9 protein-coding genes are annotated in these 12463 nt (G+C 70.6%); 4 read left to right on the plus strand and 5 right to left on the minus strand.

The features are described 5' to 3' along the window. Positions 1-45: 45 nt before the first annotated feature. Positions 46-495: a luciferase domain-containing protein gene (locus ACEZDG_RS27485; RefSeq protein WP_380514248.1), complete on the plus strand. Its 450-nt coding sequence runs from the start codon at positions 46-48 to the stop codon at positions 493-495. A gap of 42 nt (positions 496-537) precedes the next feature. Then, positions 538-810, plus strand: a complete 273-nt coding sequence (locus ACEZDG_RS27490) for a DUF3099 domain-containing protein (RefSeq protein WP_380514250.1) — start codon at positions 538-540, stop codon at positions 808-810. Between the two features lie 30 nt (positions 811-840). On the opposite strand, the gene ACEZDG_RS27495 is transcribed toward ACEZDG_RS27490, so the two are convergent. Beyond that, a complete protein-coding gene (locus ACEZDG_RS27495) occupies positions 841-1296 on the minus strand; it encodes a carboxymuconolactone decarboxylase family protein (RefSeq protein WP_380514252.1) in 456 nt (151 codons plus the stop codon). 141 nt (positions 1297-1437) lie between these two features. Next, complete coding sequence (locus ACEZDG_RS27500; protein ID WP_380514254.1) at positions 1438-4047, minus strand: discoidin domain-containing protein; 2610 nt, start codon at positions 4045-4047, stop codon at positions 1438-1440. Between the two features lie 231 nt (positions 4048-4278). Between ACEZDG_RS27500 and ACEZDG_RS27505 the strand changes: the two genes are divergently transcribed. Then, on the plus strand, positions 4279-5109 hold the full coding sequence (locus ACEZDG_RS27505; protein WP_380514256.1) for a class I SAM-dependent methyltransferase: 831 nt from the start codon (positions 4279-4281) through the stop codon (positions 5107-5109). Between the two features lie 3 nt (positions 5110-5112). Here ACEZDG_RS27505 and ACEZDG_RS27510 read toward each other — a convergent pair whose 3' ends face one another. From ACEZDG_RS27510 to ACEZDG_RS27520, 3 genes are all read right to left on the minus strand, one after another. Then, on the minus strand, positions 5113-6294 hold the full coding sequence (locus tag ACEZDG_RS27510) for a methyltransferase (RefSeq protein WP_380514258.1): 1182 nt from the start codon (positions 6292-6294) through the stop codon (positions 5113-5115). Between the two features lie 80 nt (positions 6295-6374). After that, the gene (locus ACEZDG_RS27515) at positions 6375-7973 is read right to left on the minus strand and encodes a family 20 glycosylhydrolase (protein WP_380514260.1); all 1599 of its coding nucleotides are present in this window, start codon (positions 7971-7973) and stop codon (positions 6375-6377) included. A 77-nt stretch (positions 7974-8050) separates the two neighbouring features. After that, entirely contained in the window at positions 8051-11890 is a 3840-nt protein-coding gene (locus ACEZDG_RS27520; RefSeq protein WP_380514262.1) for a glycosyl hydrolase 2 galactose-binding domain-containing protein, read from the minus strand. Between the two features lie 162 nt (positions 11891-12052). Here ACEZDG_RS27520 and ACEZDG_RS27525 point away from each other — a divergent pair, with 162 nt between their 5' ends. Next, positions 12053-12406, plus strand: a complete 354-nt coding sequence (locus ACEZDG_RS27525) for a hypothetical protein (RefSeq protein WP_380514264.1) — start codon at positions 12053-12055, stop codon at positions 12404-12406. Positions 12407-12463: the final 57 nt, after the last annotated feature.

Here is a 12463-nt window from a genome sequence, read left to right on the forward strand (position 1 = left end):
GTCGCGGGGTAGCCGTACCCCTGGGGACCACGTCATGATGAGCCCATGAAGGCTGCATGTCGTGCCTGGGAACAACTGGAATCCTGGTCCGACCTCACCAACGCCCCGGCCAGCTGCGGCCAGGGCCGGGCGCTGGTCACCGGGGCCAGTGAGATCGTCCACCTCCACAACGACCATGACGCCGACCTGCACCTGACCCATGAGGCCATCGAGCGGCTGCAGGCCGAACTGGAGCAGTCCACCGCGGTGCGGCTGCACCCCGGCACCGACTGGATCACCCTGCACCTGGACTGCGACCGGGACGCCGAACTGATGGTGTCCCTGGTCAGCGTCGCCCTCCAGGCGCATGCCCGGCCGCGGCCGGAGTCCTCGGACAGTCCGTGCAACCGCGGACACATCACCATCCTGCCGAGCGCGGGGCCGTCCGAACCGGCGCCCCGGCGGGCCCACCTCCCCCGGCTCGGCCGAAGGCTGCACGGCCCCCGAACCGTCTAGCCGGACCGGCCGTCCGGGCCGCAGCTGCCGTAGCCTGGAAAGGTGCAGGCACACCGGCGCCATGCCAGGTATTTCGTCATGATGAGCGTCTGCGTAGGGATGTTCGTCCTGGCGTGGGGAGTGGTGCGCTTCTACTCGGTGCTCGCGGCGGTCGCCCTCTGCGTCGTCGCGATGGTCATCCCCCCGATCGCGGCCATCTTCGCCAACGCCAGGGACCGTGACGACGACTGGTGGGACGACCCCCGCTGGGAGAACCCGGACTGGGACCAGCCCGGCCACGACCGGGACCGTCCCGACCACGACGAGCACCGTTAGGGTCTGTCCGCCCGGAGCGCTACCCCGCGCTCACCACGCGGCGCCGGCCTCTTGGCGGGTGGCGAGGTTGAGGCGGTTCCAGACGTTGATCGAGGCGATGGAGATCATCAGCGCGCCCAGCTGCTGCTCGTTCCAGTGCTTGGCGGCCTCGTCCCACACCTGGTCCGGCACCGCGTCCGGGCGGTCGCTGACCCGGGTCGCGGCCTCGGCCAGGGCGAGCGCGGAGCGCTCGGCGTCGCTGAACCAGGGGGTGTCGCGGAAGGCCGCCACGGTGTCGATCCGCTCGTTGCTCTCGCCTGCCTTCCGCAGGTCGCGGGCGTGCATGTGCGCGCAGACCGCGCAGCCGTTGATCTGGCTCACCCGCAGGTTGATCAGCTCGAGCAGCGCCGCCGGGATGCCGGCCCTGCCCGCCGTGGCGCTCAGCGCCTGCAGGGCCTCCATGGCACCGGGAACGATCAGGGCGGGGTTGCCCATACGTGCCTGCATGATGGTTCTCCTCAAGGGGTCGAGGCAGTGTCGCCGGACGCTCCGGGCGGAGCGTCCGGCCTGTCACTGCTATGACCCGGCGGGACCGGTGAATGTGACCGGTTCCCGAAAGTTCTCGGAAGTCCCCCGACGTTCCCGGCCTCAGCCGAAGATCTCGAACTCCGAGAGCTGGGCCGCGACCCACCCGGTGTTGCCGGTCACCGAGAGCCGCAGCGCCTGGGCGCCGGTCCCGGCCGGCAGGGTGATGGTGACGGTGTTGTCCGTCGCCGGGTCGAAGGTGTAGTCGGCGGAGGGCACCAGCGTGCTGAAGGTGCTGCCGTCGGCCGAGCCCAGCACCGAGAGGGTCTCGGTACGGGTGCCCCAGCCGGCCGGCAGGGTGAGTACGACCTTGCTCAGCGGCTGGTCCGAGCCCAGGTCCGCGGTCAGGGTCTGCGGGTAGGCGTCGCCGTCCTGGCTCTCCCAGTACGAGCCGTCGTTGCCGTCGTTGGCGTTGCTGCCGGGGAAGTAGGTCAGCGCGCTGCTCGCGGTCATGGTCGCGTCCAGCGCCAGGTTGCTGGGCGGGGCCACTCCCCCGTTGCCGCCGATGCTGTCGGTGCTGGCGACGAGCTGCACGGTGGCGGCGCGATGGCCCCGGCCGAGGCTGCTCGGCACGGTCAGCGTCCCCCGGGTGATCCCGGCCGCCGGGACGGTGGCGCTGACGTCGACCACGCACCAGGCGGCGGCATCCGTCGGTGACGTGGCGTCAAGTCCGCTGCCGCACGGGTGCAACGGATCCGCCGAGACGGTGAAGCCGGCGCTGGCGGTGACCGGGTCCAGGGTGGCCGCACTGGTCGCGGTGTTCATGATGACGACCTTCTGGACCGGGGTGGCCGCACCGACCCCCGCGTTCTCGAAGGTGGTGACACCGGGGTAGGTCCACAGCCCGCTCCTCGCCGGCATCGCGCAACTGCTGGACGACCAGCCGAAGTCGCCCGGACCGCGGGCGATGCTGAAGCCCGCGCCGCAGCTGAACACCCCGGCCCCGCGGACGCCGGTGGCGACCGTCCGGGACACCGCGATCGAACCGGGTGCCTGGTCCTGGAAGACGAAGGTGCCGACGTTGCGCACCAGGGTGTCGCTGATGCGCACCCCGCTCACCGCGAAGCCCGCGCCGGGCGGGGTGCTGACGGCCGCGCCGGTGTAGGCGTGGGAGTTCTGGAACATGAACGCCGAGTAGGGGCTGTCGAGGATGGTGTTGCCGGTGATGTCGACCGGGGCCGTCATGTCCCCCTGCTGCGGGTCGAACCAGATCGCGCCGACCCCGTAGTCCCAACCGGGATCCCACTGCCCGGTGCGGACCAGGGTGTTGTCGCTGATGCTGAGCGGCCCTGACATCGGCACCGAGTCGAAGCGCTGCCCGACATGGATGCCGCCGCCCCGGGTGACCGTGTCCTGCAGCAGGTTGTGGCTGATCACATCGCCCGCGCCGGAGCCGTAGACGCCGATGTTGTTCGCCAGCCCGGGTGAGTCCACGGTGTTGTGGGTGATCGTGTCGTCGGTGTCGCCGTAGTTCTCGGACCACAGCGCCAGGCCGTCGTCCTGGGTGTTGCGCAGGAAGCTGTTCCTGATCACCGCGTGGGTGACCGGGCCGTTGGCCGCGTTGAGGTTGACGCCGTCCGCGGTGGTGTCCTGGATCCGCAGGCTGTCAAAGGTCAGATGGCTGCTCGGGCCGACCACCCAGGCGCCGACCTTCTCGTTCTGCACCCAGATCCTGGAGATCACGGAATCGCTGAACCCGCCGTTGAAACCGGTGTCCTGGGTGTTGCTGTCGTCGCGGACGCCGACGTTGCCGAAGAGTGCCAGGTCGGAGATGTCCACCTGGCTGCTGGGCGGGTTCTGCTTGCCGTTGAACTCCACGTTCTTGCCGGTCAGCACGGTGTACCACTCGCCGGCGCCGCTGATGGCGACATGGTCCACGTCCAGCGGCCGGCTGACGGTGTAGGTCCCGGCCGGCAGGTACACCGCCCTTCCGGCCGCCGAGGCGTCGTTGATCGCCGTCTGCAGCGCGGTGGTGACATCGCTCGCGCCGGTGCTGTCCACGCCGTACGGGGCCCGGGTCACGTCGACCGAGCCGGCCGGCTGCTGCAGCGGCGCGGCGACCTGCTCGAAGTCCGCGGTGTTGACCACGTACCAGGGCGCGTTGTCCCCCGGGTCCACCTGCAGCTTCACCACGGTCCCGGCCGGCAGCGTGCTGCCGAAGCGGTACCTGACGTCGTTGTAGAAGTCGTGCGGCACCTGCCCGTCCGGCTTGCCGACGCTGGGGTTGTTGCTGAACGGGTAGGTCCCGTACAGCCAGCTGAACTCCGAGGTCAGCGACAGTGCGGTGCGCGCCGTGCCGTTGACGTAGAGGTGCAGCGGCGCGGTGATGCCGCCGCCGTGCAGCGAGTCGGGTATCGCATAGTGGAAGTCCACGGCGTTGGCGGCCCTGGTCAGCCGGAAGCTGACGTACTGCCCGGGCCCGGTCAGCTGGACGGCCTGACGCCCCGTCGCCTCCGCGGCGAGGCTCCCGTAGTGGAAGTCAGGACCGAGGACGGTGCCGTTGGTACGGGTGCCGGGGCTGGTGGCGGCGTTGTACTCGGTGAACGGAACGGCGGCGCCGACCCGCGCGGGGGCCGGGCCGGCAGCGGCGGCGGTCGTCGGCACCGCCGCCAGGGCGGGGGCTGCCAGCAGCAGCGCCGCCGCCAGCGCGGTGCGGAGGGATGGGAGGAACACGCGGTGACTCCTTGGAATCGGGTGGCGCTCAACGTACAGACGCATCACTGCTCCCACAATATTTCGATCGAAATAAGCAATAACACAACATCAAATGACGGCTTTGGCGCACAGCAAAGCAAAAGATGAACTTGACCCAGGAATGCCGGAACTCGTACGCACACGAATCCGCACATCTGCCGACAGCAGTGCAGCAAGAAGTGAACAGGTCGACAGGGGTAGGGTCCCCGGATGACCACAGACACCGCCCGCCGCGCCGAAGAGTTCATCCGCACCTTCCACGACCGCACCCCCGGACAGCAGTCGGTCGGCGCCGAGGCCGCGCTGACGCCCGACGGGCGCACCAGCTACCAGGTCCTGGCCGCGCGGGTCGCGGGGGCCGGCCGCGTCCTGGACCTGGGCTGCGCGGACGGGGCGCTGCTGGCGCTGCTCGCCGACCAGGGCGCCCGGGTGCTGGCCGGGGTCGACCTCTCCGAGGCCGAGCTCGCGCTGGCCCGCAGCCGCCCGGCCCTCGCCGACGCCGAGCTGCGCCAGGGCCGGGCGCAGCAACTGCCGTTCCCCGACCGCTCGTTCGACGCCGTGGTGTCCCACATGGCACTGATGCTGATGGCCGAGGTGGAGCAGGTCGCCGCCGAGGCGGCCCGGGTGCTGGAGCCGGGCGGGACGCTGGCGGTGGCCGTCGGCGGCGGTCCGGTCGAGGGGGAGGGCCTGGACCTGTTCCTCACCCTGGCCCGGCCCTACTTCAGGGCCACCCCGGCCGAGCGCCGCACCCCGCGCCTCGGCGACCGCCGCACCCGGACCCGGGAGGGGCTGGACGAGATCCTGGCCCCGGCCGGGTTCGCGCCGGTCAGCTGGGACTCCGTCACCATCGACATGGGCGGCACGCCCGAGGACGTCTGGAAGTCCACCGTCTGGACCTTCTACGACGCCGATGAGCTGGACCGGGACCAGCTCGCGGAGCTCCGCGCGGCGTTCCTGGCCGAGGCGCGCCCGCTGCTCTCCCCCGAGGGACGCCTCGCCTGCGGCATGCGCATCAGCATCGCCACCACCCGGACGACGTAGACCTCAGCGCTTGGTGGCCCGCAGCACCACGAACTTGGGGCTCGACCCGATCGTCACGCAGTTGCCGAACAGCCGACGCAGCGTCACGTGGTAGTTGAGGTGCCGGTTGCCGACGACCCACAGCTGTCCGCCGGGGCGCAGCGCGGTGCGCGAGTCGGCGAACATCCGCCGGGCGGCGGCGTCGGTGGTGGCCTGGTGCGAATGGAACGGGGGGTTGTTGAGCACCAGGTCCACCGAGCCGGGCGGCAGGTCGGTGAGGCCGTCGCCGAGCAGGAACCGGGCCTTGTTGGGCAGCCCGGCCGCCTGGAAGGTGGCCCGGGAGGACGCCAGCGCCTGGTGCGACTCGTCCACGAAGACGACCTCCGCCTCCGGGTTGCCGCGGGCGGCGGCGGTGCCGACGATGCCGTTGCCGCTGCCCAGGTCCACCACCTGTTCAGGCCCCTGGCGGGTGGGCAGGTGCTGGAGCAGGAAGCGGGTGCCGATGTCCAGGCGCTCGGCGGAGAAGATGCCGGCGTGGTTGGTGACGGTCAGTCCGGCCGCCGCGCCGAGGGTGGCGTCCTCGGCCGGCAGGGTGTAGCCGACCGGCCAGGCGCTCGGCGGCGGGGAGAGCGCGGGATCCGGGGTGCAGAGGATCAGCCGGGCCTTCTTCACCGCGAGCGAGGTGCGGGTCGGGCCGAGGATCCGCTCGAACAGCTTCAGGGTCGAGGTGTGGATCTCGGTGACCATGCCGGTCCCGATCACCACGGTGCCCTCGTGGACGGCCGGCGCGAGGCGCAGCAGCTGGTCCTCCAGCAGGGCGAGGCTCTTCGGCACCCGGACCAGCAGCACGTCCACCCGGACCGGGGGCGCGTCCTGGCTGGAGAGCAGCGTCACCGCGTCCGCGGCCAGGCCGTTGCGCTCCAGATTGGCCAGGGTGGCCTGCTGGGTCAGGTAGGAGTCGGTGATCTGCACCGTGGTGTGCGGAGCCGGGGAGGCCGCCACCGCGGTGGACAGCGCTCCCCAGCGGTCGCCGAGGACGACGACCGTGCCGGACAGCTCCACCGGCGGGGCGGTCGTGCCGTCCAGCGCGGCGGTGCCGTCGAGCTGCCGCAGCAGGTACTCGTCGGAGGCGTCCCAGGCGCGGAGGGTGTCGCGGGGGTCCTCGGGGAAGCGGGCGAGGGAGTACTCAGCGTGTGCAGTCGTCAACTGGTTCATTGTCCGACCAATGTATCCGCAGCGGGACGGCCCGGCCGCACCGCTCGGCGCCGGGCCGCCCCGCCGCGGGGTCAGGATCCGGTGGGCCAGGCGATCTGGGTGGAGTGGTAGTAGGTGATGCCGGCCGCCTTCCAGCGCGGGCCCTGGGCGGCGAGGCGGGTGCGGAAGGCGGTCCAGGTGTGGGTGCTCTCCGGGGACCAGCCCAGCTCGGCCAGGGCGGCGAGCCGGGGGAAGGCCATGTACTCGATGTCCGCGCTGGTGACGATGGTCTCGGTCCACAGCGGCGCCTCGACGCCGACCACCGCCGAGGCCGGGACGCCGGAGAGGTAGGCGCCCGGATCCCAGTCGTAGGCCTTCTTGACGTCGGTGAGCCCGGCCCAGTCCTGCCCGAGCGGGGTGCTCGAGGTGTACTTCATGTCGAGGTAGGCGTGGTTCGCCGGGGACATGATGATCTTTGTCCCCTTCTTGGCCGCCGCCGTCAGCGCCTTGTTGCTGGTGCTGGTGTCCCAGAACTGGGCGATGGTGGACGGCAGCAGGGTGGCGTTGGCGATGTCGTGCCAGCCGATCGCGGTCTTGCCGTGGGCCGCGGTGATCGCCTGGACCTTGTTCACGAAGGTCGCGTAGTCGGCGGCGCTGGTGGACTGCGCCTCGTCCCCGCCGATGTGCAGGTAGGGGCCGGGGGTGAGCGCGGCCAGCTGCCCGATCACATCGTCCAGGAAGGTGTAGGTGGTCGGACTGCCGACGCAGAACGAGCTGAAGCCGACGTCGGTGCCGGTGTAGAGCGGGGGTGCGACCCCGTCGCAGTTCAGCTGGGCGTAGGAGGACTGGGCCGCGTTGCTGTGGCCCGGCATGTCGATCTCGGGGACGACGGTGATGTAGTGCTGCTGCGCGTAGGCCGTGATCGCCGCGTAGTCCGCCTGGGTGTAGTAGCCGCCGGGGCCGCCGCCGACCTCGGTGCTGCCGCCGTGCGCGGTGAGCTGCGGCCAGCCGTTGATGGCGATCCGCCAGCCCTGGTCGTCGGACAGGTGCAGATGCAGGTAGTCGATCTTGTAGCGGGCGATCTGGTCGATGTAGCGCTCGACCTGCGCCACGGTGAAGAAGTGCCGGGCCACGTCCAGCATCGCGCCGCGGTAGGCGTAGCGCGGGTAGTCGACCACCCGTCCGCCCGGCAGCGTCCACGGTCCGGGCTGGACCGTGCTGCTCTCCACGCCGGGCGGGAGGATCTCCAGCAGCGTCTGCACCCCGGCGAACAGCCCGGCCGCGGCCTGCGCCCGGACCGTCACCCCGCTTGCGGTGACGTCCAGTTGGTAGCCCTGGGCGCCGACCGCGGCGGGCGCCCCGGACAGCAGCAGCTGGATCGTGCCGGGGGCGGTGCTGACCGGGACGGCATAACCCGTGGACTTCCGCAGGATCGCCGCGAGGTAGCCGCCGACAGCGGCGACGTCGCTGGAGACGCTGGCGGAGGAGGGGAGGGCGTAGCTGACCCCGGTCGCCGGAACCGCGCTGACCGGGGCCGGGACGATGTCGGCGAAGCTCGCCACCGCGGTTGCGGGCTTCGCGGCGGTGCTCGTCGTGGCGGTCGGGGCGGTGGCGCCGAGGGTGAGCAGCACGGTGGCGGTGACGGCCGCGAGCGCGGCCGTGAGTCGGCGGGGGCGTAATGCGTGGGCCATGGGGGCCTCCGAAGGGAGTGGGTCGGCCGGGCCGGGGCCGGGGACACGCACGGGCGCGTCCCCGGCCCCCCGTGCGGTCAGACGACGATGCGGTCCAGGTTGGGCGCGCCCGCCGAGGGGTTGGAGAACTCGATGGTGTTGCCGCTGCCGGCCTTGAGCTGGACGGTGACGGTCTTGATGACGACGGTGTTGTAGTCGGGCGTCTCCGGGAAGTTGACGGTCTGTGAGGTGCCGTTGACGGTGACCACCGCCGACCGGGCCTGGCCGACGCTCATGAAGTAGACCGTCATGGTGTAACTGCCCGCGGCGGGTTCGGTGATGCCGGTGAAGGTGGCGGTGCCGCCGTTGCCCAGGTAGCTGAGCTTCTTGCCGCCGCTGCAGTGGGCGCAGCTGGTGATGGTGGTGCCGCCGGCCAGCGTCGCCGCCTCGGCCTCGTACGACTTGTTGCCGCCCGGGGCCGCCGGTGTGGTGACCGACAGCGCGGTCCCGGAGGCCGAGGAGTTGCCGGCCGCGTCGTGCGCCCGCACCGCGTACAGGTACGAGGTGGACGGAGCGACGGTGCTGTCGGTCGCGGTGGTGCCGGTGACCGTGGTCAGCAGCGCACCGTCCCGGTAGACGTCGTACCCGGTCACCCCGGTGTTGTCGGTGCTGGCGTCCCAGGCCAGCGCCACGCTCCCGGAGGCCACCGAGGTGGTCCGCAGGTTCGCCGGCACGGTGGGCGGCTGGGTGTCGCCCCCACCTCCGCCGGCCGGGGTGGTCACCGCCAGGGCGGTGCTCGCCGCAGAGGCGTTGCCTGCGGCGTCATGGGCCTTGACGGTGTAGCTGTAGCCGGTCGAGGCCGCGACGGTGCTGTCGGTCGCGGTGGTGCCGGTGACCGTGGTCAGCAGCGCACCGTCCCGGTAGACGTCGTACCCGGTCACCCCGGTGTTGTCGGTGCTGGCGTCCCAGGCCAGCGCCACGCTCCCGGAGGCCACCGAGGTGGTCCGCAGGTTCGCCGGCACGGACGGGGCCTGGGTGTCGCCGCCGCCACCGCCGCCGAGGGGCGCGGCGACGTCCTGCTTGGCCGCGTTCCAGCCGGAGACGCTGATCACCGGGGTGGCCCCGGCCAGGTCGGAGGACTTGTAGCTGACGCTCACGGTCTGCGACTCGCCCGGCCACAGGGTGATGTCGTTGTCGCTCCACAGCGCCGAGGGCAGCTGATTGTCGCCGGACGCCTCGGCCCCGGACGCGGTGCCCCGGCGGACGTCGGTCCGCAGGAAGAAGCCGACGGTGGGGGTGGTCGAGGTGTTGGTCAGGGTCACGTTGGTGACCGTGTCGGCGCCGTTCGGGCCGGCCTGGGCCTGGGAGACGGCGGTGGCCCTGATCGTGCTCGCCGCAAGGGAGTTGAGGCCCTGCAGATTGGCGTAGGTGGTCAGCACGGCGGCCGGGTGGTCGATGGTGGAGGACCAGTTGACCGCGTCCTTCTGGGTCGACTGCCAGTACACGTTGCGGTCGACCACGGTCGATCCCTGGCGCAGCGTCAGTTCGACGAAGTAGGTCTGCGCCGTGGAGCCGTTCGGGACCTTGGGGGTGAGCACCGCGGTGCGCACCTGCTGGCCGGCCAGGCTGATCCCGCTCGCGGTCTGGTCGTCCAGCACCGCCCCGGCCAGGCTGTAGACCTTGGCCTCCACCGACACCCCGCTCTGGGTCGCGGAGCCGATGTTGTCCAGGACCACGGTGCCGTTGTCCTGGGTGTAGAGGGCGTGCAGCGGCTCATTCGCCTTCTTGGCGCCGTAGAAGCTGCCGGCCTGGTCGCCGTCCTCGTTGTAGAGGTCCCAGAGCACGCTCGGCCAGCCCTTGTTGAGCTGCCAGTAGATGGTGCCGGTGGACGGGGTCGGGGTGTTGGTCGAGTGCGCCATGAACGCCTCGAACTGGGCCCTGGTGTTCTCGTAGTTCTGGACCTGGGCCTCCTCGACGTAGTTGGCCAGGCTGGTCGGCGCGCCGTAGCGGGCGCTGAGCGCCTTGTCGAAGAGGGTGACCGTGCCGAACTTGTAGTCGCCGGTGCCGGTCTCGTAGTTGGCGTGGTACTGGTTGGTGCCCGGGCTCTGCCACAGCGCGTTCTGGTCCGCCGGGGAGAGGAAGCGGTTCATCGAGTCCTGGGTCGGGATGGTGTCGCCGGCGCTCTCCTCGGTGTCGAAGCCCCAGGAGCCGCCCGCGTTGGTCTGGCTGTCGCCCGCGTCGCCGTGGGTGGTGTCGTACCAGTAGTTCGGCGGGACGTAGTCGTACGGGCCCTCCTTCTGCCCGGACGCGCCCAGGGTCGGCCCTGGGTTCTCCTCGGCGGAGGAGACCACCGGGACGTTGAAGTCGGCCGCCTTGAACTGCGCCAGGGTGGCGCTCTCGTCGGCCGAGCCGGGGGCGTTGTCGCTCCAGCTGAAGGCGACCACACTGGGGTGGTCCACCTCGTTCTGGGCCACGGTGAGCGCCGAGTTGGTGGCGACGGTCAGCGTCTGGCCGCTGATCGAACCCTCCCAGGCGTCGCAGCACTGGTAGCCGGAGTAGATCATGATCCCGGCGGCGTCCATCTGCTGGTAGAAGTCATCCGGCATGAAGTGGCCCTCGAGCCGCAGCATGTTGACGCCCAGGTTCTTCAGGATCGCCACCTGCTTGGCGATGTCAGCCGCGTCGTAGTGCAGGAACAGGTCCTCGGCGAAGCCGCCGCCGCGGGCCACGAAGGGCACCCCGTTGACGGAGAACTGCCGTGCCCCGTCCGGGGCGAGGGTGGACTTGCCGATGATCGCGGAGCTGGTGCTGCGGATCCCGAAGGTGCCGCTGGTCGAGTTGGAGACGGTGCCCCCCTGCGCGACCGAGGCACTCAGCGTGTACAGCGGCTGCGCGCCCATCTGGTACGGCCACCACACCTGCGGCTGACTGATCGTCAGACCCGGGTAGCCGGACGGCGCGAAGGTCACCGTCTGGGTGCTGTTGGCCGGGACGGTGACGTTCTGCTGCACGGTGATCGGCGCGGCACCGCCGGCGGGCGCGGTGACCACCGCCGCGACGGTGCCGGTCTGCGAGGCCGAACTGTGGTTGCTGACACTGGCCTTGACGGTCAGCGCGGAGCTGGTCAGACCGGCGTTGTTGCTCTCCACCACATGCGCGTTGGCGATGCTCAGCGCATTGGTGACCTGGAGCTGCACCGGGAACTGGATACCGGTGTTGTTGTCCGGCGGGATCTGGTTCCAGTCGACGTCGTCCAGCGTGAGCATCTTGCTCGGGTCGTTCGGATAGACCTCCAGCGCAAGGGAGTTGGAGCCCGAGGCGAGGATCCCGGTGACGTCGAAGGTGTAGCGGGTGTACGCGCCCTGGACGGTGGACTGGGTGGCGACCTCATGTCCGTTCACCCACACGTCGGCCTGGCCGACGATCCCGTTGACGATCAGGCTGGCGTACTGGCCGGACTGCAGCGTGGCGTTGAAGTCGGTGCGGTACCACCACGGCACCTTGAACTGGGCCACGGACTCGGCGCCGACCTTGGTCATCGAACCGAAGCAGGTCTTCATGTTGGTCGAGTAGAAGACGTTGGGACAGGCGCCGTTCTGCAGCAGCGCCTCGATCTCGGTGCCGGGGCCGCCGCCGTCGTCCGCCGCGACCGGGAGCCAACTCGCGGTGGAGAAGCCGGGGGTGGAGATCTGCGCGCCGGTCTGCGTGGCGGTGGCGCTGGTCAGCACCTTCCATCCGGCGCTGCCGAGGGTGACCGCGGGCGCGGTCGTCGCCGTGGCAGCGGTGTTGACGACGCTGCCGGCGTTGACGGCGGTGCCGGCGTTCCCGAGGGGCGCGGTCGCACCGTAGCCCCGGCCGGCGAACACGGCGGCGCCGATCAGTGCGAGTACCAGCAAGAGCAGTAGGACCAACCGATTCTGCGCCGTTCTGACGTTCACGGGCCCTCCTCGCAACACGATCTAGTTAAGTTAACTAACTTGACAATGTGGAAGGTACGCCCGCCTTGACGCGCGGTCAACAAGGCAAACCGGGATGACGGAAGAAGCGGTGATCCGCTACATTCACCGAGCTTCTTATCTGATCTTTAACTCGGGGGTCCCGTGAACATCGACTTCAGCAACGACGCTCTCTTCTCGTGGTACGTCGTCCTGCTCCTGCTGAGCGGCCTGCTGCTCATCGGCATCGGCATCGCCCCGATGGGCAGCACCGGCATGCGGGTCTTCAACGCGCTGGTGGGCACAGGCTTCCTCTGCTACGGCATCTACCTCGGCTTCATCTTCGAGGGCACCAGCTACATCATCTTCTTCAAGGCGTTCATCGCGCCGGTGGCGCTGCTCGTCAACACCGTCAAGTCCTACACCGGCCGCCGCAATGCGGCTGCCGCCCAGGCGCGGTACCAGGCACAGCAGGCCCAGGCCCAGCAGGCGGCGCCGGTCGCCGACGCCCAGGTCTGAGGGTGCGGCACGCACAGCGGTCCCGGCGCGGGTACCACCGCGCCGGGACCGCTGTGC

The organism is Streptacidiphilus alkalitolerans (genome assembly GCF_042511045.1).
Lineage (GTDB): Bacteria > Actinomycetota > Actinomycetes > Streptomycetales > Streptomycetaceae > Streptacidiphilus > Streptacidiphilus alkalitolerans.